At 60.2% G+C, this 22,592-nt stretch carries 23 protein-coding genes; 3 read left to right on the top strand and 20 right to left on the bottom strand.

From position 1 onward, the window contains the following. Positions 1-108 precede the first annotated feature (108 nt). A complete protein-coding gene (locus ACFFT4_RS22720; RefSeq protein WP_378051146.1) occupies positions 109-1,032 on the bottom strand; it encodes an AraC family transcriptional regulator in 924 nt (307 codons plus the stop codon). A gap of 242 nt (positions 1,033-1,274) precedes the next feature. On the opposite strand from ACFFT4_RS22720, the gene ACFFT4_RS22715 reads away from it, so the two are divergent. Further along, positions 1,275-2,507 carry an aminopeptidase gene (locus ACFFT4_RS22715; protein WP_378051145.1) on the top strand — a complete coding sequence of 411 codons (1,233 nt, stop codon included), beginning with the start codon at positions 1,275-1,277 and terminating at the stop codon, positions 2,505-2,507. A gap of 85 nt (positions 2,508-2,592) precedes the next feature. On the opposite strand, the gene ACFFT4_RS22710 is transcribed toward ACFFT4_RS22715, so the two are convergent. From ACFFT4_RS22710 to ACFFT4_RS22675, 8 genes are all read right to left on the bottom strand, one after another. Beyond that, entirely contained in the window at positions 2,593-3,237 is a 645-nt protein-coding gene (locus tag ACFFT4_RS22710) for a bifunctional 4-hydroxy-2-oxoglutarate aldolase/2-dehydro-3-deoxy-phosphogluconate aldolase (RefSeq protein WP_378051144.1), read from the bottom strand. Positions 3,238-3,322: 85 nt separating this feature from the next. After that, the gene (uxuA, locus tag ACFFT4_RS22705; RefSeq protein WP_378051143.1) at positions 3,323-4,381 is read right to left on the bottom strand and encodes a mannonate dehydratase; all 1,059 of its coding nucleotides are present in this window, start codon (positions 4,379-4,381) and stop codon (positions 3,323-3,325) included. Between the two features lie 19 nt (positions 4,382-4,400). Continuing rightward, positions 4,401-5,168 (bottom strand): SDR family oxidoreductase, encoded by a 768-nt coding sequence (locus ACFFT4_RS22700; protein WP_378051142.1) that lies wholly within the window; start codon positions 5,166-5,168, stop codon positions 4,401-4,403. After that, entirely contained in the window at positions 5,155-6,018 is an 864-nt protein-coding gene (locus ACFFT4_RS22695; RefSeq protein ID WP_378051141.1) for a helix-turn-helix transcriptional regulator, read from the bottom strand. Before ACFFT4_RS22695 ends, ACFFT4_RS22700 begins: the two co-directional genes overlap by 14 nt. After that, positions 6,011-6,883, bottom strand: coding sequence for a sugar phosphate isomerase/epimerase family protein (locus ACFFT4_RS22690; RefSeq protein WP_378051267.1), 873 nt, complete (start codon positions 6,881-6,883; stop codon positions 6,011-6,013). Before ACFFT4_RS22690 ends, ACFFT4_RS22695 begins: the two co-directional genes overlap by 8 nt. A gap of 39 nt (positions 6,884-6,922) precedes the next feature. Then, positions 6,923-7,996, bottom strand: coding sequence for a Gfo/Idh/MocA family protein (locus ACFFT4_RS22685; RefSeq protein WP_378051140.1), 1,074 nt, complete (start codon positions 7,994-7,996; stop codon positions 6,923-6,925). Between the two features lie 15 nt (positions 7,997-8,011). After that, positions 8,012-9,136, bottom strand: a complete 1,125-nt coding sequence (locus ACFFT4_RS22680; protein WP_378051139.1) for a Gfo/Idh/MocA family protein — start codon at positions 9,134-9,136, stop codon at positions 8,012-8,014. A 213-nt stretch (positions 9,137-9,349) separates the two neighbouring features. Continuing rightward, positions 9,350-10,276, bottom strand: coding sequence for an AEC family transporter (locus tag ACFFT4_RS22675; protein WP_378051138.1), 927 nt, complete (start codon positions 10,274-10,276; stop codon positions 9,350-9,352). 101 nt (positions 10,277-10,377) lie between these two features. Here ACFFT4_RS22675 and ACFFT4_RS22670 point away from each other — a divergent pair, with 101 nt between their 5' ends. Beyond that, on the top strand, positions 10,378-10,686 hold the full coding sequence (locus tag ACFFT4_RS22670) for a hypothetical protein (RefSeq protein WP_378051137.1): 309 nt from the start codon (positions 10,378-10,380) through the stop codon (positions 10,684-10,686). A 149-nt stretch (positions 10,687-10,835) separates the two neighbouring features. Here ACFFT4_RS22670 and ACFFT4_RS22665 read toward each other — a convergent pair whose 3' ends face one another. The 7 genes from ACFFT4_RS22665 to ACFFT4_RS22635 form a co-directional block, all read right to left on the bottom strand. Further along, positions 10,836-11,492 (bottom strand): SGNH/GDSL hydrolase family protein, encoded by a 657-nt coding sequence (locus ACFFT4_RS22665; protein ID WP_378051136.1) that lies wholly within the window; start codon positions 11,490-11,492, stop codon positions 10,836-10,838. A gap of 91 nt (positions 11,493-11,583) precedes the next feature. Then, complete coding sequence (locus ACFFT4_RS22660; protein WP_378051135.1) at positions 11,584-12,513, bottom strand: L-lactate dehydrogenase; 930 nt, start codon at positions 12,511-12,513, stop codon at positions 11,584-11,586. 20 nt (positions 12,514-12,533) lie between these two features. Next, positions 12,534-13,313 carry a formate/nitrite transporter family protein gene (locus tag ACFFT4_RS22655; protein WP_378051134.1) on the bottom strand — a complete coding sequence of 260 codons (780 nt, stop codon included), beginning with the start codon at positions 13,311-13,313 and terminating at the stop codon, positions 12,534-12,536. Between the two features lie 467 nt (positions 13,314-13,780). Then, positions 13,781-14,503, bottom strand: coding sequence for a YwaF family protein (locus ACFFT4_RS22650; protein ID WP_378051132.1), 723 nt, complete (start codon positions 14,501-14,503; stop codon positions 13,781-13,783). Between the two features lie 257 nt (positions 14,504-14,760). Next, positions 14,761-15,420, bottom strand: a complete 660-nt coding sequence (locus ACFFT4_RS22645; RefSeq protein WP_378051131.1) for a response regulator transcription factor — start codon at positions 15,418-15,420, stop codon at positions 14,761-14,763. A gap of 134 nt (positions 15,421-15,554) precedes the next feature. After that, complete coding sequence (locus ACFFT4_RS22640; RefSeq protein ID WP_378051130.1) at positions 15,555-16,988, bottom strand: sensor histidine kinase; 1,434 nt, start codon at positions 16,986-16,988, stop codon at positions 15,555-15,557. A gap of 57 nt (positions 16,989-17,045) precedes the next feature. After that, the gene (locus tag ACFFT4_RS22635) at positions 17,046-17,849 is read right to left on the bottom strand and encodes an alpha/beta hydrolase (RefSeq protein ID WP_378051128.1); all 804 of its coding nucleotides are present in this window, start codon (positions 17,847-17,849) and stop codon (positions 17,046-17,048) included. Positions 17,850-18,067: 218 nt separating this feature from the next. Between ACFFT4_RS22635 and ACFFT4_RS22630 the strand changes: the two genes are divergently transcribed. After that, positions 18,068-19,264 (top strand): ATP-binding protein, encoded by a 1,197-nt coding sequence (locus tag ACFFT4_RS22630; RefSeq protein WP_378051127.1) that lies wholly within the window; start codon positions 18,068-18,070, stop codon positions 19,262-19,264. A gap of 52 nt (positions 19,265-19,316) precedes the next feature. Here ACFFT4_RS22630 and ACFFT4_RS22625 read toward each other — a convergent pair whose 3' ends face one another. From ACFFT4_RS22625 to ACFFT4_RS22610, 4 genes are all read right to left on the bottom strand, one after another. Beyond that, on the bottom strand, positions 19,317-19,901 hold the full coding sequence (locus ACFFT4_RS22625) for a thymidine kinase (protein WP_378051126.1): 585 nt from the start codon (positions 19,899-19,901) through the stop codon (positions 19,317-19,319). A gap of 216 nt (positions 19,902-20,117) precedes the next feature. Next, positions 20,118-20,789, bottom strand: a complete 672-nt coding sequence (locus ACFFT4_RS22620; RefSeq protein WP_378051125.1) for an SOS response-associated peptidase — start codon at positions 20,787-20,789, stop codon at positions 20,118-20,120. A gap of 53 nt (positions 20,790-20,842) precedes the next feature. After that, positions 20,843-21,874 carry an adenosylcobinamide-phosphate synthase CbiB gene (gene cbiB / locus ACFFT4_RS22615; protein WP_378051124.1) on the bottom strand — a complete coding sequence of 344 codons (1,032 nt, stop codon included), beginning with the start codon at positions 21,872-21,874 and terminating at the stop codon, positions 20,843-20,845. After that, a complete protein-coding gene (locus ACFFT4_RS22610; protein ID WP_378051122.1) occupies positions 21,875-22,591 on the bottom strand; it encodes an adenosylcobinamide amidohydrolase in 717 nt (238 codons plus the stop codon). Position 22,592: the final 1 nt, after the last annotated feature.

The raw sequence follows: 22,592 nt of genomic DNA, 5'->3' as shown, positions 1-22,592 counted from the left end.
CTCTGCGCCTCCTCAGCCGTTATATGGAAAATCCCGTATCCTTCCCCATCGTAACAGCCTTCCTTCAGGAAGCGTTATCAGGATCGTCACTTCTCTATCGCAGGGTTGTCAGGAATCATCACTTTCCATTGCTGCGGGAAGACCTTCGGACAACCGCTGCTTGTCCATGGCAGCGCGATATTCCACGGGAGTCATCGACGTATATTTTTTGAACAGCGCGTGAAAATAAGCCCTGCTGCCCGCGCCCACGTAGTCCGAGACGTCCGCGATCGGAATCGCCGTCCGCTCCAGCAGCATCTTCGCCTTCTCCATCCGGATATCCGTCAAATATTCGATCATCGTCCGGCCCGTCTGCGATTTGAACAACCGCTGAAGATAACCCGGATGCAGGCTGACGGAAGCGGCCACCTCCCTGATCGTCAGCGGACGGTCGTAATTCTGGACCAGATACGCAATGCTCGCCTTCACGTACTGCCCCGCTTGCGGCGCGAGACTGCGCTCGCTCTCGCTCCGCAGCCGGCCGATGCGGATCAGAAGCTGCATCAGCAGCATCCGGTCGAGCATTTTCCCGTCGCCTCCCTGGTAGTCCAGCTCAAGCACGAGACTTCTGAGCGAATGGTATACCTCGTCCGGGTCCTGGAGCGTTAGCGACGCTCTCCGAACGGCCAACAGTTCGCGCAAAGAGGCTTCCTTCTCCGCGAACGTCTTGACGGAGGGCAGCTCGCCCTTGTGCGGCACGAATCCGAACTCCACGTTCAGCATGCGGCAGCTTCCATCGACGACAAGCCGGTGGGGCACCTCGGCGTCGAGCAGGATAAACTCCCCTTTGCCCAGCCGGGCGGAAGCCGGCCCGGGCCGTTCCTCCTGCCACTCGACAACGCAGCTTCCGTGGATCACGTACATGATTTCCGTCGAGTCGTGGCGATGGAACGCCATGTCGTAATCGTTCCAATGCTTGAAGTAATAAGCGTAAATTCTCGGCGAATAGTGCTCCTCCAGCAAGGCCGAAGCGAATAAGCTCCCGATGTTCATGGCGTCCTCCCCGCATTCATCTGTCCGTATTCCGGTTATTTTAACTATCGGAGATCTTGCCCTGCGAGTCAATCCGGAAAAGCGATTTGACGATCGGGGAAACGATCCGGTATGTTAGTCAGACAAGCAAAAATGTCTTCGTCGTCCTTGGACGCCGGAGAAGTTTTGCGGAGATGAAGCGGAGCCCACGACTTGAGCCAGAGGATGACTGCGGCGCTCCGTACCTATAAGGAGGAATTTCGATGGACCATTTTCATAAGCATTTGGAACAATACGCCGCATTGGCGGTAGAGGTGGGCGTTAACGTACAGCCCGGACAGCCGCTGTGGATCGCCGCGCCGGTCGCGGCGGTGGAATTCGTGCGCGAAATCGCCAAGCATGCGTACAAGCTCGGCGCCAAGTACGTGCATGTCGATTGGAACGACGATCTCGTCACGCGCGCCCGTCTGGAGCACGCCGCGGAGGAGTCGCTGAGCTTCGCTCCGGGCTGGACCGTCGCCGGACGAATCGAGCTGGCCGAGGACGGGGCCGCGTTCCTGACGATCGTGTCGGAAAATCCGCAAGCTCTTCAAGGCATCGATCCGGCCCGGATCGCGCTTGCGACGAAGGCGCAGCAGCAAGCCGCGCAGCCTTTCCGGCCTTATACGCTGAACAACGTTTGCGCCTGGTCGATCGTCGCTTACCCGACGCAAGCCTGGGCGGACAAGGTGTTCCCGGAGCTGCCGGAGGACGAACGGGCAGCGGCCTTATGGGACGCGATTTTCTCGGCCACCCGCGCGAAGACGGACGACCCGGTCGGACAGTGGAAAGCCCATGCGGAGACGCTCGGGGCGAAGGCGAAGCGATTAAACGAAAGAAAGTACAAGGAGCTGCGCTATCGGGCGCCGGGCACAGATTTGACCGTCGGGCTCCCCGAAGGGCATATCTGGTCGTATGCGGGCAAGACGAACGCTCGCGGAGCCGCGTTTATCCCCAACATGCCGACAGAGGAAGTGTTCGGATCGCCGCACCGGGAACGCGTCAACGGAACCGTCTCCAGCAGCAAGCCGCTCAGCTACGGCGGCAAGCTGATCGAAAACTTCTCGTTCACCTTCAAGGACGGGCGGATCGTCGAGTTTACGGCCGAGAAGGAGTACGAGACATTGAAGCGGCTCGTCGAGACGGACGACGGCTCGCATTATTTGGGCGAGCTTGCCCTCGTGCCGCACCGGTCCCCGATCTCGGATACGAATCTTATTTTCTACAACACGCTGTTCGACGAGAACGCCGCCTGCCACTTGGCGATCGGGTTCGGCTTTCCGTTCGCCGTCGAAGGCGGCCCGGCGATGACCAAGGAGCAGTTGGCGGAGGCGGGCATCAACCACAGCCTTACGCACGTCGACTTCATGATCGGCAGAGTCGATCTGCAGATCGACGGCATTGCCGAAGACGGAAGCTCCGAGCCGATCTTCCGCGACGGCAGCTGGGCGTTCTGAGCATTCGGCGGTTCGGCCCGGCCGGCTAACGCATCATAAAAAAAACAGGGATGCGCCCGCCCGCAGGCGATGCATCCCTGTTTCGTTATGCCAAGCTGGCTCCGTGGGCCCGATTGACGTATGCGCGGGCCATGTCCCGCAGCTCGTCGAATTTGCCGGCCTTCACGAGAGCCGGGTCGAGCAGCTTGCCGCCCATTCCGACGGCGATCGCTCCGGCGTCCAGCACTTCGGCGATATTTTGCAGGTTCACGCCGCCCGTCGCGATAAACGGAATATGGTTGAGCGGAGCGCGAATCTCCTTCAAGTAGCCGATGCCGAGCGTGCCCATCGGGAACAGCTTGATCGCGGACGCGCCGGCCTTGTACGCGTTCACGATTTCCGTCGGCGTCATCGCGCCGGGCCAGACGTCCAGCCCCTGCTCGACCGCGTGATAGATCACTTCCTCGTCCACGCTGGGGGAGATCAAATACTGCGCCCCGGCTGCGATCGCTTCCTTCGCCTGGCCGATATCGAGCACCGTTCCCGCGCCGATGCGCATCCGGTCCCCGAACCGCTCGCGCAGCTTGGAAATGATGTTCAGCGCGCCGTCGGTATTCAAGGTCGCCTCCAGGAACACGACGCCTCCGTCGGCAAGCGCCTGCGCCGCCGATAACGTCTCCTCCAGCGTAAAGCCGCGAGCGATCGCGACGATTTTCTCCCGTGACAATTGCCCTAACAGTTCAGAAGGCATGCGGATAACTCCTTTGTCGGTCGTTGTGGTCTGGCTGTCGTCTCCCATTGTACCACCATCGCCGCCGCGAAGAAACCGTCCTTTCTTACCGATTGGCCGCCGCCCTCTCTTTACCGACCGCTTCCCACATTCCGTTCAGGTACACGGCGCCGAGCGCACGGTCGTACAAGCCGTAGCCCGGCTTCCCCGTCTCGCCCCAGATCATTCTGCCGTGGTCGGGACGAATCGGCCCGGCGTAATCGATGTCGCGCAGGGCGCGAATGATTTCCGCCATGTCCAGCGAACCGGCGGAGGACAGATGCGCCGACTCCTGGAACGAACGCTCGCCCGTAATCTTGACATTGCGGGCATGCACGAAGTTCACTCTGCGCTCCTGGCCGAAGCGCCGGACCATCCCCGGGAAATCGTTGGCCGGATTCGCCCCGAGCGAGCCGCTGCACAGGCACAGTCCGTTCACGGGGCTGTCGTACAGGCGCAAAAATCTGTCCAGCGCCGCCTCGTCCGTAATGATCCGCGGCAGGCCGAAGATCGGCCACGGCGGATCGTCCGGATGGATCGCCATTCGCACGCCCGCTTCCTCGGCGATGGGCATGATCGCTTTAATGAAATAAGCCAGGTTCTCCCACAGCTTGTTCTCGTCCACCGAAGCGTACTGCTCGAACAGCCGCTGCAAGTCTTCCTTGCGGTAGCTGCTGTCCCAGCCCGGAAGCTGCAATTCTCCGGTCAGCGGGTTCATCCGCCGCACGACCTCTTCCTCGTAGATAAGCGCGGTCGAGCCGTCCTCCAGCTCGTAATCGAGCTGCGAGCGCGTCCAGTCGAACACCGGCATGAAGTTGTAGCAGACGACCGGCACGCCGGCCTGTCCCAGATTGCGCAAGGTGCGCCCGTAGTTGGCGATCAACCGGTCGCGGTCGGGCAGCCCGAGCTTGATATGCTCGTGCACGGGCACGCTTTCGATCACGCTAAGCCGCAGCCCGGCCGCTTCGATCTTCCCCTTCAGCTCCAGTATGCGGTCCAGCGGCCATTCCTCGCCTACCGGAATGTCGTAGACGGCGCTTACGATTCCGGCCATCCCCGGAATTTGCCGGATTTGCCACAGCTTCACCGGATCGTCGTCTCCGTACCAGCGAAACGTCATTTGCATCGTCGGATTTCCCCCTCGTCTATATCGTCATTGCCCCGAAGCCGCCGTCGACGCGCAGCAGTGAGCCGGTCACGAACCCCGAAGCCCGCTCCGACGCCAAATAGACGACCGCTCCCTGCAGCTCGGCCGGCTCGCCGAACCGCTTCATCGGCGTGTGCGCCATAATCGAGGCGATTCGCTCCTCCGACAGGATCGCCCGGTTCTGCACCGCGGGGAAAAAGCCCGGCACGATCGCGTTCACCCGTACGCGTGCGGGCGCGAATTCGCGCGCGAGAAACTGCGTCATATTGTTGACGGCGGCTTTGGAAGCCGAATACGCGAACACCCGCGACAGCGGCGTGGAGGACGAAGCCGAGGACAGATTGATGATGCTGCCTCCCCGCCCCCGATCGACCATATGCTTGCCGAACACCTGGCAGGCGAGCAGCACGCTCTTGGCGTTGACGTCGATGATGCGGTCCCATTCCTCTTCCGTAATGTCGAAGAACGGCGTCGCGCTGTTCACGCCGGGACAGTTCAACAGAATGTCCGCCCCTCCGGTCCACGCCTCCACATCCGCGAGCAGCCGCTCCAGATCGCCGCGGGACGTCGCCTCGACTCCGTAGCAGCGCGCTTCGCCGCCGGCCTCCGCGATGCGCGCGCGAATCGGCTCCGCGTTGTCCGCCTTGCGTCCCGTCAACGCGACCTTCGCTCCGTACGCCGCCAGCGCTTCGGCCATGACGCCGCCGAGCGTCGAAGAGCCGCCGATGACGACCGCCGTTTGGCCGCGCAAATCAAACAAATTCATGCCATGCCCCCGTCTCCGGAAGCCCGGACCGATCGATTCTGAGCTGTCTCTTGTACCGCTCCGGCGTCATCCCGACCTGCTGCTTAAACAGTCTGCTGAAATGCGCAAGATGCTTAAAGCCGAGACGGAAGCTTACTTCCGTCACGGCCAGATCCGGCTGCAGCAGGAACAATATTTTCGCCTCGTTGACTCTTTTGCGGTACACGTACTCGAAGATCGTCGCTCCGGTCACTTCCTTGAATATTTTCGCCAAATAAGATTTGCTGAGATGAAGCTCCCGCTGCAGACTGTCCATATCCAGCTCGTCGTCCGTATATTTGCGCTCCAGCAGCTCGATAATGTCCTGAACCGCCCTTTCCTTGTCGGAAGGGAACTCTCTCTTCTCGCTCAGCGACGACAGGCAGCGGTCGTAGACGAAATGCAGCAGATCGGCGAACGCCAGCAGCAAGCGTCCGGCGCCCACCTGATCTCCCCGGGCCTGATGCCCGTGCATCCGCAGCAAAATCCGCTCCGCCTCTTCCTTGTCTTCTCCCCGCAAGCAGAGCCGATGGTTCTTGAACTGCTCGAACGGCTGCAGGATCGGAGCCGCTTGCGGCAGATCCGTATAGAAGCGGAGAATCGCCGGCTCGAAATGAATGATCGAGCGAATATACGGAACGGACGGGTCGATCTTCGGACAATGCAGCGTCATTCCGTACATCAGAATCAAGTCGCCGGGGGCCAGATTGTAGATCCGGTCCCCGATCAAATAGTTGCATTTGCCTTCGTGAAAATAATAAACCTCGTAAAAGGGGTGGGAATGGAATACCGGTTCGAACGCCCCCGTCGAGCGGTAAGCGAACTCAAGCATTCGTGCTCAGCTCCGCCAGCAAACCTCCGATATACTCGGAAAAATGACGGAGCATGGCGGGAGATTCGGCGAACTGCCCGCTGAAGTCCTCGACGCCCAAATAACCGTCGTAACCGACCGCCAGCAGGTCGGCCAGCACTTGACGCCACGGCACGGCCCCTTCCTTCAGGCCGAGCCACTCGCATTTCCAGACCGCTTCTCCCGCCTCGTTCGTTTCGACGCTGCGCCAGCCCGCGTTTTTGACGTGAACGTGCGCCAGGTACGGCCCGAGCGCCTCCAAGGCCAGCCGGTAATTCTCGACGCCCTCGTGAATCATATTGCCCGGGTCGAACAGCACGCCGACCCATTGCGGGTCCAGCCCCTCGACCAGCCGTCTCGCTCCGGACGCCGAGGCGGCAATCGTGCCGTGATGGATTTCCACGACGCCCTTAATGCCGTATTTGCGGCAGAACTGCTGCGCCTCCCGCAAGTACGCCCGTCCTTCTTCCAGCAGCTCTCCGAGCGGCCGGCTCCGGTCGTAGCCGGGAACGCCGAGCCGGATCATCGCCGCGCCGGCATGGCGGGCCGCCTCCAATACCTTCTCCGTCGCCGCCAAATCCCCGGCCCGCAGGTACGGCGTAATACTGACGACCTCCAGACCGTTATCCAGCGCCGCCCGCTTAAAGCGTTCGACCTCCTCCAGCCCTTTGGAAGGCGCGATCGTGCAGCGATTGTTGCCCCAATAGGAAGGCGCCTGGGCGCGAGCCTCTTCGGACACTTCGGTATACCGCCATTCCACGCCGTGCAGCCCCGCTTCCTTCGCGGCCGCGGCCAGCTCCTCCGGTCCCAGCTCCGGCGTGGCGACCGTGAACACAGACAGCTTCATCATTCGTTCGTCCTCCTTAAGTTAGGCGCGAGGCGCCGCTTATTCGACTTTGACGGCTTTCTCCTGGGCTTGCAGACACAGCTCCGCCGCCTTGAAGGCGTGCGCCTGCGTCATCGCCTTTTCCGTACGGTTCAGGCAGTCCAAAATCAGTTCGCCGAAGAACGGATAACCGACCTTGCCCGCCAGCTCCAAATGCCGCTCTCCTTCGCCGTTCACCAGATACAAATGATCTCCTTGGCCGTCGCGGGCAATGTCGACGTATTTGCGCAGCTCGATGTACCCGTTCGTGCCGAGGATGACCGTGCGTCCGTCTCCCCAGGTCGACAAGCCGTCCGGCGTCAGCCAGTCCACGCGGAAATAGTTCGTCGCCCCGTTATCCCCGACCAGTGTCGCATCGCCGTAATCCTCCAGCTCGGGATACGCCTTGCAGTTGTAGTTCGCCACCTTGCTGTGCAGCACCTCGGCGTTCGCGCACCCGGCAAAATGCAGAAACTGCTCGATCTGATGGCTGCCGATATCGCACAGAATGCCGCCGTATTTCGCTTTCTCGAAAAACCACGCCGGCCGCTGGGCCGCGTTCAGCCGGTGCGGTCCGAGCCCGAGCACCTGAACGACGCGTCCGATGGCCCCGTCCTGCACCAGCTGTCCCGCGAATACCGCGCTCTCCACGTGCAGCCGCTCGCTGTAATACACCGCGTATTTGCGTCCCGTTTCCGCGGCCGCCTGTCTGGCCCGGGCCAATTGATCCAGCGAGGTGAACGGCGTTTTGTCGGTAAAATAATCCTTGCCGTGCTCCATGACCTTCACGCCGAGCGGTCCTCTCTCGCTGGGCACGGCCGCGGCCGCGACGAGCGACACCTCCGGGTCCTGCAAAATCTGCTGCTCGGATTCGGCGACCTTGGCCTGCGGATACGTCTTCACGAACTGGCGGATTTTGTCCGGATCGGGATCGTATACCCATTTCAGTGTCGCCCCGGCCTCGATCAAGCCGTTGCACATGCCGTAAATATGCCCGTGGTCGAGTGCCGTCGCCGCGAAGACGAACTCGCCGCCCGCCACGACCGGGCTCGGTTTGCCCTGCGGCGCGTAATTCATTCCGTTGGTATGGGACATGCTCTCTGCTCCTCCTTATCCGGCGGAGACCGCCGAACGCGCGATCTGCTCCTGCAGCTTCTCGTAGTATAGGTCCTCGTCGATCGGCAGATCCACCCAGCCGTCGATCCAGGTCGACAGCTGCATCGCGTTGGAGATCGTCAGCCCTTTAATGCCTTCCTCGCCCGGCGCAAGCAGCGGCGTGCCGTGCAAAATCGCGTTGGTCCAATCCTGCGTAATCTCCTTGTGCTGCGCGCCTCCGGGCACGATCGGAACCTCGAACTTCCAGCATTCCGGCTGCGCGAACGATTCCGTATTGACGCGGTTGAACTCCGATTCGAGCTGTCTGAGCCGCCAGAACGTCATGCGGTCGTTCTCGATGACGATTTTGCCGCGGTCTCCGGAAATTTCGTAACGGTTCGTGCCCGGCGCTTCGTACGTCGAAGTGACGAAGACGCCCGTCGCGCCGTTCTCGTATTCCACGTAAGCCGTAACGTCGTTCTCCACCTCAATGTTCCGATGCTTGCCAAAGCCGCAGAACGCGCGCACCCGCTTCGGCATCAGCCCGGTCGTCCACTGCCACAGGTCGAGCTGGTGCGGGTCCTGGTTGATCAGTACGCCGCCGCCTTCGCCGGCCCAGGTCGCTCTCCAGCCGCCGGAATTGTAATAAGCCTGCGAACGGTACCAGTTCGTAATAATCCAGTTCGTCCGGCGAACCTCGCCCAGCTCGCCCGAAGAAATCAATTCCTTCAGCTTGGCGTACAGCGGGTTCGTACGCTGGTTGTACATGATGCCGAACACCCGTCCGCTCGTCGCCGCCACTTCGTTCATCTCCCGAACCTGCTTCGTGTAGACGCCGGCCGGCTTCTCCACCAGGACGTGCAGTCCCGCCTGCAGCGCTTCGATCGCCTGCTTGGGATGCTCGTAATGCGGCGTGCACAGCAGCACGCCGTCGATCTCGCCCGAGCGGAACATCTCTGAAGCGCTCTCATACGTATGAAGGTGCGCTCCCCAATTTTCCTTCGCCTGAGCCAGACATTCCGGCCGCACATCGCTGACAGCGGTCAAGACCGCCCCTTTTACTTGACCTTCAATCAAATACTGCGCATGGCCTTTTCCCATGTTTCCCAAGCCGACAATCCCGATTCTCACTGTATTCAACAGGAACTCGCCTCATTCCGAGTAGATTGACTTTCTTGGTCCATTGTAACATGTTGACTGTGAATGAACTTCACTCCCAGGCTTGAAAAATCGAATTGATTTAACTGTGCGTCTACAACGACAAAAAGAGCGGCAGTGCGCCGCTCCGGAAACGTTCGGTTCGCCGATCGCTGCGATCGGCATCCGGATAGAGGATGGAGCGACTTCATCCGGCTACACCCGCAGCAAATAAATAACCGCCGTCACGGTCGCGATGCTGAGCGCCGTCGACACAAGGACGCTCTGCGAAGCGAAGTCCTTCTCGTTGTCGAACTCGACGGCGAGCAGCACGCTCGACAGCGAGGTCGGGACGGCCGACGAGACGATCAGCGCGGCGCCCATCATCTCGTCGACGCCCATCATCAGCACGACTCCCCACGCGAGCAGAGGCCCGGCGATCAGACGAAGCCCGGTGGCGATGCCGACGTCCGCGGCCAGCTTGCGGGTGAGAAACCCCTTCATGTTGCCGAGCTGCACGCCCAAGGTGAACAGCGCCATGCCGATGAAGGCGTCCGACAGGTACCCGACGGCGATATCCACGAAACCCGGAAGCGGAACCTGGAAGCTTCTCAGCAGCAAAGCCACCGGGATGACGTAAATGACCGGCATCGACAAAATGACCCTGAGGATGGCGCGCCAATCGGCTTTATGCGCATTGACGCTGTAGATGCCGTACGTATTCGGAATGAGCGACTGCATCATCATGATGATGATCTGAACCGACAGCGTGTACGTATTGCCGGCGAATGCCAGCTGATTGATGGGGATACCGTAGTTGGCGCTGTTGTAAAACAATACGCTGTTCCTCATCGCCGCGCGCATGCCGCCCTTGTACCCGCGCAGCCTCACGACGACTTCCAGCACCGCGTATTGCAGCAGCATGAACAGCAAGAAAAACAGCAGCACCTGTCCGAACATCTGTACCGAAATCGCCGTTCCGTACAGCAGCTCGAACATGATCGCCGGGGAAAACAAATAAAAGTTCAATTTCGACAGCGTCTTGATATCGAGCTTGAAAATGCGATGCAGCAAAATTCCCAAACCGATGACGAGCGACAAAGGAAGTACGTTGTTCCATAAAATGTGCAAAAAAATGTCCATATGGCCGATCAGCCTCTCCGTCTCGCAAACCGCCGAATGCACTTCGACATGTTATACTGGTATGATTAGACAAGACTAACACGGACAGGGGATGAAGTGAAGTGGCTTTCGGTATCGACAGGGCGGAATTGAACGCGTGGAAGGCCGCCGTCTCCCGGGGAGAAACCGCCTTTCTTACGCATTACTGGTACGATCCAAGGTTCCCGCAATTCCGCACCGTAACGAAAGTCGGCAACGCCGATTACGACAAGCTTGCCGCCTGGTGCAAGGCCAACGACCTGAACCCGAAATATATCCACGCCCGCTCTTCCTTCCCTCATTTCGACCTGTTGGGAAGGAAGCAGCAGGAAATTTTGCTCAAGGAAAACCTTCACCATCATCTCGAGCGGTTCAGACTGAACCCGCTTTGAGAAGCCCCTCTCCTGGACGGAACGCAAGCGAAAAACGGCGAACGAATCCCGTCCGCGCCATCTCCGGCTCGAATTCCGCAAGCAAGGGGGGCTATCCCCCAGGCCGGCGGGTTAGCCGGCCTGGGGAACGCCCCCTTGTCTCCTGCGGATTACTTCTTATTCCAATCGAAATCTACGGCCTTCAGGAAAGCTCTCGCCAGCACGGCGTGTCCCGCCTGTGTCGGATGCACGCGATCCCAGGCCAGCGTCGCCGAATACAGCTCCTTCAGCACGGCGTCGAAAGCGGCCTGCGTGTCGACGAACAACGCGCCGCTCTCCTCCGCCACCCGCTTCACGATCGCGCCGTATTGGTCCATCGTCGCGCGCATCGCGTCCTGCTTGTTGCTCTCCAAATAAAACGGCGTCATCAGCACAAGCTGGCCCACATGCGGCTTCGTCCGCACGACCAGCGCGCGGAGCGTAGACTCGTAACGGTCCGGATAGACGTGCCCTTCCGGAATAAACGGAGTGTCGTACTGCCGCCACACGTCGTTCGTGCCGATCATGATCGACAGCCAGTCCGGGTTCTGGTCGAGCACGTCTTCCTGCCATCTATTTTCCAAATCGACAACGGTGTTGCCGCCAAGCCCCTTGTTGACGACGCGTATGCCAAGCTCCGGATATACCGCCTGCAGGAAGGCGTCGACCAGAGAGACGTACCCTTTCCCCAGCGCTCCGAACAGCCCTTCGCCGGCAGGCCTGGCCCGGTCGCAATCCGTAATCGAATCCCCGATGAATAACAGCTTCTGACCCTTTTGCAATTTCATCGTCGCAGTCTCTCCCCGTCGGTTTCCAAAATGTACAACCCTGGCGCCAAACAATTCCCATTGTACAACGGAAACCGCGGGAAGAACAGACTTAGATCGAAGAGATCGACGAGATCAATCCTTTCAGCTTGTCGGCCGAACGGTGCAGCAGTTCCTTCTCCTGTTCCGTGATCGGGATGTCCATGACCTCGCGGACGCCGGTCCGATCCACGACGCACGGCACGCCGAGGAACACGTTGGATACCCCGTGGTAATCCTGCAGCAGCGTCGAGACGTTGAGCACGGCGCCTTCGTCGCGCAGAATCGCGGTGACGATCCGATCGAGGGCCAGTGCGATCGCGTAATAAGTCGCTCCCTTGGCGCTGATGATCTGGTAAGCCGCGTCGCGCGTGTTCAGAAAGATTTCGTCCCGCTCTTCGGCGGTCAGCTTCACTTCCGCTCCGGCCACGTTCGCGAGGCTCCACAGCGGAAGCTCGGAATCTCCGTGCTCGCCGATAATATGCCCATGAACGCTGCGCGGATCGATGCTCAGCTTGTCGCCGATCAAGTAGCGGAACCGGGCGCTGTCGAGCAGCGTGCCCGAGCCGATGACCCGGTGGACCGGCCAAGCGGACTTCTTCCAGGAAAAGTAGCTCATAATGTCAACCGGGTTCGAAGCGATCAGCAGAATGCCGTGGGAATTGACCTTCATCACCCTCGAAACGATGCTGTCGAAGATCGCGACGTTGCGCTTAAGCAGATCGACCCGCGTCTCCCCGTCGCGCTGGGCCGCCCCCGCCGTGATGATGATAATATCCGCTTCGCGGCAGTCCTCGTACGTGCCCGCCCATACTTTGGCGCCGCCGAGGAACGGCATGCCATGGTTCATATCCAGCGCGTCTCCGACAGCCTTCTCGTGGTTGGCGTCGATCAGCACGAGCTCGTCCATCCGATTTCTTAACAGCAGCGTATACGCGGTTGTCGATCCGACCGCTCCCGCTCCGATAATAACCACTCTTGTTTTTTTCGCGTTTGTCGTCATATGGCCAGCCTCCGATATTTCTATTCTTCCATAAAGGGTTTGTTAACGTAGTAGTACATGTAGCCGAGCAGCAGCCCGCCTCCGATGAGATTGCCCAGCGTTACCGGAATCAGGTTGTGCGCGACGCCGGCCCAGGTGATCGTTCCCGGATGGTTCAGAACGAGCGCGATCGCGAACGTGCACATGTTGGCAATGCTGTGTTCGTAGCCCGAGATGAAGAAGCAGAAGACGAACAGCATCATCGCGAACATTTTCGCCCCGTCCGACTTCATGAACATCGGCACGAAAAACGCCAGGCAGACGAGCCAGTTACACAGAATTCCCCGAAAAAACAGCTCCATTGCCGGAGCGTGCATCTTTTTCTCGACGACGCTGAGCAGAAAGCCGTTAACCGACGATTCCTCGAACAGCCCCGTCGTGTAGATGAGCAGGGCGAACGCCGCCGCTCCCAGAATGTTGCCCGCGTAGCTGACGATCCATAACCTTACCGTCCTCGTCCAGCTCATTTTGCGGCGCAGCGCCGCGTAGCTGTAATAGAACGTGTTGCCGGTAAACAAATCTCCCCCGCCGTAGGAGATCAGAATGATCGCGCAGCCGAACGTGGCGGCCGCCGCCGGATAAGTCATCGGGGACTGCACGTTGTAAAAATAGCTGCCCGTCTTGAAGGCGACGATAACGCCGAAGCCGATGAACATGCTGGCCAGCATGGAACGCGCGATGTAGCGAAGCAAGCTCTGTTCGTAGATTCGGGATTTTTTCAAAGCCAATTGTTCAACTTTCTGCAGCGCCTCCGTCTCCACGGACGTCCCCTCCTGTCGCCTTGCCGTAGTAGAAAACTTACCACATTCCTTTCCCTTTGAATGTAACAGGATTCACATTTTCGCTTCGTCGGGCTTGGATTCCGGGGCGAGATCGGGTTCCGGCTTGTTGGAGGCGGCTTCCAATTCGTTCGATGCGGCTTCCAGCTCGTTCGATGCGGCTTCCGGCACGTTAAGCGCGGCTTCTGGCTCCCCGCAAGTCCCCCGCGGCCCCCTCCGAGAAATGCCGCGAACCTAGAAAATGCTGCGAATAACATTCGACGGAAGCTTGTCGGTTTCCTTCATGCAATGAGAACTCTACTCCCCTTGTGGATACGGAGAAAGCCTTCCGCAATGTGCTGCGGATTCGACTGACCCGCTGCGGTTTCCTCCAGGAATGCGAATCCTATTCCATCTGCGGGACGAAGCGGCTCCCTGCCGCGAAAAAAAATCGCTTGGGCGCCTTCCGGTTACCGGGGACGGGACGCTTGGGCGGAGTCGGTACGAAGCGCGCGGTCGACCAGCCTGACGATGCCGAGCATCAGGAAGCACAGCGCGAGCGCAACCAGTTCGAGTTCAAGCAAATACCACGGCCAAGGGGCCAGCAGATCGAGCAGGGACGCCGTGCTCGGCTTGCGGGCCAGAAACATAAAGTTGGTGCCGGCGAGCGCGTTCGTAACAGCGGCGGGAACCGCAATGACATGCAGCCAGCCGAGCGCCCGGAAAACCGAGGCCGTTGTTGGACGGTAGCCTTCGATCGCGGTCAGGAACACGCTCGCTCCAATAATCGCGCCATGCGCAATAAAGAAATGAAAATAGCGAAATTCCGGATATCCCGCGTCCAGATTGGGCGTGAGCAGCGCTTGCAGCGCGCCGACGATGCCAAGGAAAAACGTCACCTCATACAGCTTGCGGCTGCGCGTGAGCAGCACGATCGCCGACAGCCACATCATGACGCTGCAGAGCTGAAAGGGCAAGGAATACAGGCCCCAATTGTCCGTCATTCCGTACCACACTTGCAGCGACAGCTCGCAGCCGACGAGCGTCGCGACAAGGATATGCCTGACACGGCGATTCGCGCGAGGGGTTCGCAGCCGCTTGCGAAACAGCACGATCCCGACGACGATCGCCGCCGCCATCGCCACCCCCAGCGCGTGCGCCGCCGAGAAAGGTTCGAAACCCGCTGTCGCCATATTCGTTCATCCTCCCCATTTTCGTAGGCTTTATTTGGAAATTGTGCGTTACTTCCGCTAACTTCATTCTAGAAAATCGGCGCGCAAAAAAAAGTACCAACTTCTCTTGGTACCTCGTCGCCGCCCCGGAGTTCAGTCGCTCTTGGGAAATCAGTAAAGTATGTTGCTTGAGGGAATGCTCCGGGAGTGCAGGTGGATTAAACGTCGCTAGCACATGGGACGACCCTATTGGGCGGAAGTTCGTCGGGCTGGCAGCTTTAAAATAACCCCTTTTCCTTCGCCTCGCGGGCGGCTTCTTTGGAGCCTTTGGAGCCGAGCTTTTTTAGGATGTGGTTGACGTGGTTTTTGATCGTGCGAATCGACAGGACGAGGCGGCTTGCGATCTCCGTCTGGGTGTAGCCTTTGTCGATCAGCTTCAGCAGCTCCAGCTCGGAGGGCGTGATCAGGTCCTGCATTTTTTTCTTTTCGAACTCGCGCTCGAGCTGTTTCAGCCTCCGGAACTCCTCGCGCATCCGTTCGGCCGCCGCCGGACTGATCGGGGATTCCCTTCTTGCCGCGGCGCGAACCGCGTCAGGAAGCGACTCAAAGTCGCTTTTGATCTGATAGTCGATCGCTCCCGCCTGGAAGGAACGGAAGATCAGCTCCTTTTCCTCCATCGAGGTGAGCATAACGACGCGGGCTCTCGCAGCCGCCGCTACCTCCTCCGCCAACCGAACGCCTTCAGGCTCGCCGTGCAGCATAATGTCCATCAGCACCACATCCGCCGCAAAACGCCCCGAAGCCAGTTCCTCCCGCAACACCCCAGGCTCGTCAGTCGCGAATGTAACCTCAATATCCGATTGGCCGTCCAAATAAGCGCGCAGGCCGCGAAGCCAATCCTTGTCGTCCTCGACGATTCCGACTTTGATAAGTTCCATCCACATAGCATCTCCTTCCTTATCGACAGCGGACTATAGCCTGAGCGAACGGGACAGCCAGCTTCATCGCGGGCTGCCGGCGTCCCTTCCAGCGATCTCCTGATCGGACGGGATAGCCTGAGCGAACGGGATAGCTAGCTTTCCTCCCGAGCCGCAGGCGCCCCATCCGCCGGTTTACTGACCGGACGGGATAGCGGCAAATGCGGCGATTTAACCGCCCCAACGCTCCTTTTCGGAAACGCCATGTACACGCTCGTACCTGAGCCCGGCCGGCTGCCCAGATGCAGAGAGCCTCCGTGCTTGCGCATGACATGATAGGCGTACGGCAGCCCGAGACCGAACCCGCCGGCCCCGCCTTTTGTCGTATAAAACGGCTCCAACGCCTGAGCAGCCTGATCCTTGCTCATCCCCGGTCCCGTGTCCCGCACCTCCAGCGTCAGCTCCCGCTTGCCTTCCTTCAACGATACGGTCAGAACGCCCTGCCCATTCATCGCCTCCAACGCGTTGGACACGACGTTGCCCAGAGCTTCTCCCGTCTGCGCCGGATCGATCCGGCAGCTCCAGCCCTCCGCCAGGTCGAGCTCCAGCCGCACTTGCCCGAAGCGCGGCACGAACGGCTTGATCGTCTCGCGAACGAGCTCGTCCAACCGAACGTCCTGCGGCCGAATCTCCAAATCCTCCGTCCGCCGGTGCACGCGGGAGATCATCTCCTGAATATGGCTCGAAGCCCTCTGCACGACCTCCAGATCCTCCAGCAGCCCGGATTGGTTCGTCGACGCCGCGTAGCTCTTCATTTTATCGGTAAAAAGCCGCATTTTCCCCGCATCGTTCTTGATCGCATGGTGGAGAATGGCCGTCCCCGACGTGACCGCCCGCAGCGTAGAATCGAGCCGCCGCCTGTCGACGAGCAGCCTCATCCCGAGAAATCCGTACGTGAACAGTCCGATCAGGAACACCGCGACGCCGAGACCGACGAACCACACATTGTACCGCCACATTCGCAGCATGCCCAGACTCGGCAGCACGTAGCTCATCACCATCGACAGCAGCGCCGTCGGCAGCACGGCCAGGCAGATCATCCAATGCGTGTGGGACAACGTGCGATGACCCGTTTTTTTGGACAGGACGATCCCGGCTGCAAGCAGAAAATAAGGCACCGCCCACCAGACGACGAGCGAGTGGGAGACCGGACGATATTCATTATACGGAGGCGTAAACGCGAGACAGTAGGCGATCGGCAGCAGCAGGAGCAGCGGAACCGTCCAACGCATCGTGCCCCGCAGCCTGACCGGACGGTAAGCCAAAGCGAACAGCAGCAGGAAATACGGCAGCCCGTAATAAGAGGTCAGAGAAGCCGCCGCCTGCACGGAATACAGCGCGTCCTCCAGGCCGGCATGGGGGCGATTCTCGCGAATATACGGAATAAAAGTTTCCGAGAGCGTCGCCGAGAGCGCTCCCGCTCCTCCGCACAAGGCGACCGCGCTCAGCCTCCGGTTGACGGGAGAACGCGAGTCCGCGAGCAGCAAAATAAGCGCGACCGCCCATAGCGCGATCCAGACGAATAACATTGACGCAGCTCCTATCTCATCCCGGCCGCGACGCCGCCGGGCTCTTCACCGGCGCCGTCACCAGCCCCGCTTGATCAGCCAGGACCCGCACAGCTCGGTCCACGTCGCAATGCGCGGGTCTCCCTCCGCCAGGCCCAATCCGTGGCTTCCCGTTTCATAGACGTGCAGCTCGTACGGCACCTTGTTCCGGCTGTACGCACCCGCCAGCAGCAGCGCGTTCTCGACCGGAACGGCCTCGTCGTCGGCCGTATGCCAGATGAAGGCCGGAGGCGTGTCCGGCGTCACCTGCGTCTCGTTGCTGAACGAATCCGCAAGCGAAGGATCGGGATTCTCGCCGAACAAATTGTGCAAAGACCCTTCGTGCGTATGCGGGCGCTTCATTGTGACGACCGGATAACAAGGAACGATCGCATCCGGACGGCAGGACTCCCGTTCGACCGGATCTTCCTCATCCGGACGGCCCCCGTCGTAATGGGTGCCGACCGACACGGTCAGATGCCCTCCGGCGGAGAAGCCGAGCACGGCGATTTTCCCCGGATCGATCCCCCATTGCCCGGCATGATGGCGCACGTAACGCACCGCTCTCCGGGCGTCGGTCAGCGGATTCGGATGCCGGTACGGCGCGACCCGGTAGCGCAGCACGAACGCGGCCAGGCCGATGCCGTTCAGCCATCGCGCGATCGGCGCTCCCTCGTGGTCGGCGCGCATGCCGTACCCGCCGCCGGGAACGACGATAACCGCCCCTCTTCCTTGCTCTTGAACCGGATAGGCCTGCAGCGCCGGAGTATCCTCATCCCCGCTGCCCTGCGCGCCCGGCGCGCCGCCCGGCCATAGTCTGATCCATTCTTTGTCCATGCTCATTCGCGTTTCCCCCTGATCGTCTTTTCCTCTTATTCTAGCGGCTCACGGGCAATACAACAACGCTTTCATCCGATATTCGTACGGCGACGGCCCGAAATTCGCCTTGCGAATTCGCTCCGTTTTCGGCGCGGAAAGAAAATTTCAACAAGGAAGGTTTAGATTAACGTCTATAGAAATAGATAAGAATAGTCCACTTTCATCTGGGAGGTTGCCGAAAATTGTTTAGATCGAATGATTCTCTGTTCTTCTCAACAGCCTTTAATCACGCCCCGATCGGAATGGCTCTCATTTCGGATACGGGCAAATGGCTGCGCGTTAATCGATCGCTGTGCGAAATTCTGGGGTACTCGGAAGCCGAGCTGACGGAGCAAACGATTTTCGACGTTACGTTCGCGGAAGATTGCCCGGCAAGCATGGAACAATTTCATCATCTGGTGGACGGGAAACTGAATATCATCAAGCTGGAGAAGCGTTACGTCCATCGAGACGGCCGCCCGATCTGGGTCTCGCTGCACTCGTCGAAAGTCGTCAGCGAAGCAACGAATATCCCGTATATCATCGCGCAAATCCAGGACATTTCGGACAGCAAAAAAACCGAGCGAATGCTTCACAACTCGGAAAAGCTCTCGTTGGTCGGACAGATGGCCGCGGGCGTCGCCCATGAAATCCGCAATCCGTTGACGGCGATCAAAGGCTTTCTGCAGTTGATGAAAACCGAAGGCGTCAAGGAACATTATTTTGAAATCGTTTTCTCGGAATTCCATCGCATCGAACTGATTTTGACCGAGCTGCTCGTGCTCGCCAAGCCGATGGAAGCCAAGCTGGAATCGAAGGACCTGCGGCAGCTGCTGACCGACGTCACGACGCTGATGGAGTCCCAGTCGATCATGAACGGCGTCAATCTTCTCTTCGATTGCTCGCTGCCTTCGCTCTACGTCGATTGCGACGAAAACCAGATCAAGCAGGTGATTATCAACATTATTAAAAACGCGATCGACGCGATGCCCGAGGGCGGGGAAATCCGGATCGAACTGCACGCCGTCGGGGACCAGGCCCATATTTTCGTAACCGATCAAGGGTGCGGGATTCCGGAGGAAAAGCTGGACAAAATCGGACAGCCCTTCTTCACTCTAAAAGAAAAAGGAAACGGATTAGGCATGATGACCAGCTTTAAAATCATCGAGAACCACGGCGGCAATATCAAGATCGAAAGCAAGGTCGGCCAAGGAACGAAAGTAGGGATCAAGCTGCCCTGCGGACGGGGCTCTTCCGCCGACGGCGCCAAGCGGACCGACTCGGATGCCGAATGGAGCGATTCAGATACCGAACGAACCGCCCCGGACGCCGAACGAACCGACTCGAACGTCGAACGAACCGTGTTCGGCGCCGGACAAAGCGTCTGCCTGCCCGGCTAGCCCGCCGCCGCAAAAACCGTCGGGAGGGGCGGAAGGCCCTTCGCCGACGGCTTCATTTTCTCCTGAAAGCCTCGTTATAGCACCTGCGGCACACCGGCTTGTAGTCCTCGTTGCCGCCGACCTGGATTTGCTCGCCCTCGTTAACCGGAACGCCGTCCTTGAAGCGGATCACCATCGTCGCTTTGCGGTCGCAGTACCAGCAGATCGTTTTGATCTCCTCGATCTTGTCGGCGTAGACGAGCAGGTTGTAGCTGCCCTCGAACAGCTCGTTCTGAAAATCGTTTTTCAGCCCGAACGCCATGACCGGCACGTCCAGCTCGTCGACGACGCGGGCCAGCTCCAGAATATGCCGCTTCTTCAGCCATTGGGCCTCGTCGACGAGCACGCAGTAATAGCGGCCCGATTCGTCGAGCTGAGCTTTGACGGCGTCGTACAGGTTCGTGTTCTCGTCCACGGGAATCGCCGGCCGCGTAAAACCCGCCCGCGTCCCGACCATGTCCGCTCCGTTGCGCGTATCGATAACCGGCGTAAAGATCAATACCGGCTTGCCTTGCTCCTCGTAATTATGCGCCACCTTGATGATTTCGAACGATTTGCCGCTGTTCATCGTCCCGTATTTGAAGTACAACTGAGCCAATGCGCTACCCCCGCATCCAAGTTAATAGACAGCAAACATTATACAACAGATAACGACAATGCTGTAGCGTCATTTCCCCTGTCCCGCCAACGCGAACAAGGGACTGCCCCGGCCATCCGACGATGGCGGAAAAGTCCCTATCCGGCGACGCTAATGCCGACAGCCCGTCCTGCGGCCTTCCTGCGGCGCTTCCTTGCAGCCCCTTCTCCGCCCGACTCAGACTTTGGAGAGGGCCATGGAAGGATGCACTTCCGCGATGCAGTCCGGCGTCTCCCACGCCATATTTTCGACGTACGGAGTGACCGGGTAGATCCGGAAATCGGCATCCTCGAGCGAGCTCAGCAGCGATTGCAGCACTTCCGTTCTCGTCTCCTTCGGATTCAGCCACAGGTCGATCGACTCGCCGTCCAGCACGACCGGCAGCGGATGGTTCGTGCCGAAGGCGTTCCCGCGCGTAATAACCGTGCACATCGGATACTCGTTCCGCTCGGAATCGAGCCAGACGTCGTAGATGCCGGGTATGGCGAACGTCGCCTTTTTCCGGTGCACGACGCGCCACGCGCTTTTCGTTTTCCCCTCGACTTTCCATACGTAAAATCCGCTGCACGGCACGACGCACCGCTTTTTCGTCAGCATATTGCGCAAGTAGCGTCTGTCGGACAGCGTGTCGACGTTCGCGTTAACCGAGTTTTTGCCCCAGTACGGCATTAAACCCCAGCGCTGCTGATTCAGGCAGCGCTCCTCCCCGATCTGCTGAATGATCGGAATTTGCTGCGTCGGTGCGATATTGTACCGCATCAAGTACGGCACGTGAACCCTGTCGATGTGAAAATGCTCCGTCAAATCCGCAAGCTCCGCCGTCAGCGAGTACCGGTTACACATGTGCATCAGCCCATTTCCAAGAATTTACTCGCTCTCAGTATGGGCTCCGATCAGGAAATTTATGTATGTGAGACGATATGTCTGACGACGAACGCCACTCCGGCCGCGGCCGCGACGAACAGAATCGAGGAGAGGTACAAAATCCGCACGGCCAGACGAATGTGCTCCGCCTTGAGCGGCTCCAGCGGCTCTCCCATCCGCGCGCGATCCGACGGCACGCCTTTGTAGTGGTTCAAGCCTCCGAGCCGGATGCCGAGAGCGCCGGCGACGGCGGATTCCGGGAAGCCGCTGTTCGGGCTCGGATGCAGGCGGGCGAAGCGCCGAACCGTCCCGAGAACGCGACCCGCCCGCAGCTTCAGCAGCGCCGCCGCGGCCGCGATGGCAAGCGCCGACAGCCGGGCCGGAATCCAGTTGGCCAGATCGTCGAACCGGGCGGACGCCCACCCCAGATTGCGGTATTTCTCGTTCTTGTAGCCGACCATGGAATCGAGCGTGTTCGCGGCCCGGTAGGCGAGCGCCAGAGGCGCGCCGCCGATGAACGCATAGAACAGCGGCGAAATGATCGCGTCCACGATGTTTTCCGCCACCGTCTCGACCGCGCCTCGCGTAATTTCGCTCTCGCCGAGCCGGTCCGTATCGCGCCCCACGATCATCGACAGCGCGTGCCGGGCTTCCGGCAGCTTGTTTTCCTTCAGCAGACGGTAGATGTCCATGCCGGCGTCCCCCAGTCCTCTGGCCGCGATCGTCGTCGAGATCAGCCAGGCCGCCGCTCCGTAAGCGAGCCAAGGATGAAGCAGGCCGAGCAGGAAGAGGAGGCCCCAGCCGCCCAGGAAGGAGCCGCCGACGAGCAGCAGCGGGTAGGCGATTCCGGCGAGCTTCAGCGCCCGGTCTTCGGCAGAGCCGCCCGGCGGATGGGCAAGCGGGCGGGCAAGCCGCCGGAGCAAGGGGCTTGCCGCCGCCTGGCGAAGCGGCCGCTCCAGCTTGGCGATCACGCGCCCCATGCCGACGACGGGATGCGGCAGAGAGCGCGGATCGCCGACCGCCAGGTCGATGACGAACGCGCTTAATACGATGGCGATCTCGGGGTTCATCTACGGCTCTCCCTGGGTACGGACCGCTTCGTGAACGGCGGCGTAGACGAGCCGGCCGATTGCGTTGCCGATCGTCGTCGCGGCGCCCGCGTACCGGTGAACGTATCGGGAACGCTCCGATTGGCTGACGGCGACGAGCACGGCGTCGGTCGACGTTCCCGTCGCCGTGCGGCCGAGGCTGCGATCGCGCACGTCGAGATCGGCGAAGGCGGCGCTTTTCGCTTCCGTGGCGGTGATGACCGCGTTGACCCTCGCGCTTTCCGTCATTTTTCCGTCGACGAGGACGATGAGGTTCACCGTCCCGGGTTCGTAAGCGGAGAAGGTCTCGCGCGCCAGGCCCGCCCTCGCCGCATTGCCCGTGCCGGCCGACGCGCAGACGAGCAGCCGGCATTCGTCGCCGGCCTCCTCGGCGAAGGCGGCGTGCGTCAGATGCGCCGCCGTCTGCAGGCCGACCGCCTTGGCGGGATCGTAGCCCCACCGGATCAGCGCCTCATGCATCATCGCGGCCGGGTCGGCGCAGTCGTAGTTAAGCGGTACCTTCCAATTGACGAACCGTTCTCCGCTGCCCGGTCCTCCCCTGTAGGGAGCGTTGCTGAGCGTCTCGTAGCTGCGGCCGCATGCGATCGAGATATGGTCCGTCTCGTACCGGATGCTCAGCTCCGGCCACAAGGGGGATGCGTAAGAGGCCGCTCCGCGGCGAAAAGGTTGTGTCGTCATC

This window comes from Cohnella cellulosilytica, from assembly GCF_042431195.1.
GTDB classification, from domain to species: domain Bacteria; phylum Bacillota; class Bacilli; order Paenibacillales; family Paenibacillaceae; genus Cohnella; species Cohnella cellulosilytica.
The sequence above is the reverse complement of the archived record's forward strand: the minus strand, read 5'-3'. Positions and strand labels throughout refer to the sequence as shown.

Coding starts and splice junctions, on each gene's coding strand:
- ACFFT4_RS22720 (WP_378051146.1), bottom strand. CDS start 1,032: ATGAACATCGGGAGCTTATTCGCTTCGGCCTTGCTGGAGGAGCACTAT.
- ACFFT4_RS22715 (WP_378051145.1), top strand. CDS start 1,275: ATGGACCATTTTCATAAGCATTTGGAACAATACGCCGCATTGGCGGTA.
- ACFFT4_RS22710 (WP_378051144.1), bottom strand. CDS start 3,237: ATGCCTTCTGAACTGTTAGGGCAATTGTCACGGGAGAAAATCGTCGCG.
- uxuA (WP_378051143.1), bottom strand. CDS start 4,381: ATGCAAATGACGTTTCGCTGGTACGGAGACGACGATCCGGTGAAGCTG.
- ACFFT4_RS22700 (WP_378051142.1), bottom strand. CDS start 5,168: ATGAATTTGTTTGATTTGCGCGGCCAAACGGCGGTCGTCATCGGCGGC.
- ACFFT4_RS22695 (WP_378051141.1), bottom strand. CDS start 6,018: ATGCTTGAGTTCGCTTACCGCTCGACGGGGGCGTTCGAACCGGTATTC.
- ACFFT4_RS22690 (WP_378051267.1), bottom strand. CDS start 6,883: ATGAAGCTGTCTGTGTTCACGGTCGCCACGCCGGAGCTGGGACCGGAG.
- ACFFT4_RS22685 (WP_378051140.1), bottom strand. CDS start 7,996: ATGTCCCATACCAACGGAATGAATTACGCGCCGCAGGGCAAACCGAGC.
- ACFFT4_RS22675 (WP_378051138.1), bottom strand. CDS start 10,276: ATGGACATTTTTTTGCACATTTTATGGAACAACGTACTTCCTTTGTCG.
- ACFFT4_RS22665 (WP_378051136.1), bottom strand. CDS start 11,492: ATGAAATTGCAAAAGGGTCAGAAGCTGTTATTCATCGGGGATTCGATT.
- ACFFT4_RS22660 (WP_378051135.1), bottom strand. CDS start 12,513: ATGACGACAAACGCGAAAAAAACAAGAGTGGTTATTATCGGAGCGGGA.
- ACFFT4_RS22650 (WP_378051132.1), bottom strand. CDS start 14,503: ATGGCGACAGCGGGTTTCGAACCTTTCTCGGCGGCGCACGCGCTGGGG.
- ACFFT4_RS22645 (WP_378051131.1), bottom strand. CDS start 15,420: ATGGAACTTATCAAAGTCGGAATCGTCGAGGACGACAAGGATTGGCTT.
- ACFFT4_RS22640 (WP_378051130.1), bottom strand. CDS start 16,988: ATGTTATTCGTCTGGATCGCGCTATGGGCGGTCGCGCTTATTTTGCTG.
- ACFFT4_RS22635 (WP_378051128.1), bottom strand. CDS start 17,849: ATGAGCATGGACAAAGAATGGATCAGACTATGGCCGGGCGGCGCGCCG.
- ACFFT4_RS22620 (WP_378051125.1), bottom strand. CDS start 20,789: ATGCACATGTGTAACCGGTACTCGCTGACGGCGGAGCTTGCGGATTTG.
- cbiB (WP_378051124.1), bottom strand. CDS start 21,874: ATGAACCCCGAGATCGCCATCGTATTAAGCGCGTTCGTCATCGACCTG.
- ACFFT4_RS22610 (WP_378051122.1), bottom strand. CDS start 22,591: ATGACGACACAACCTTTTCGCCGCGGAGCGGCCTCTTACGCATCCCCC.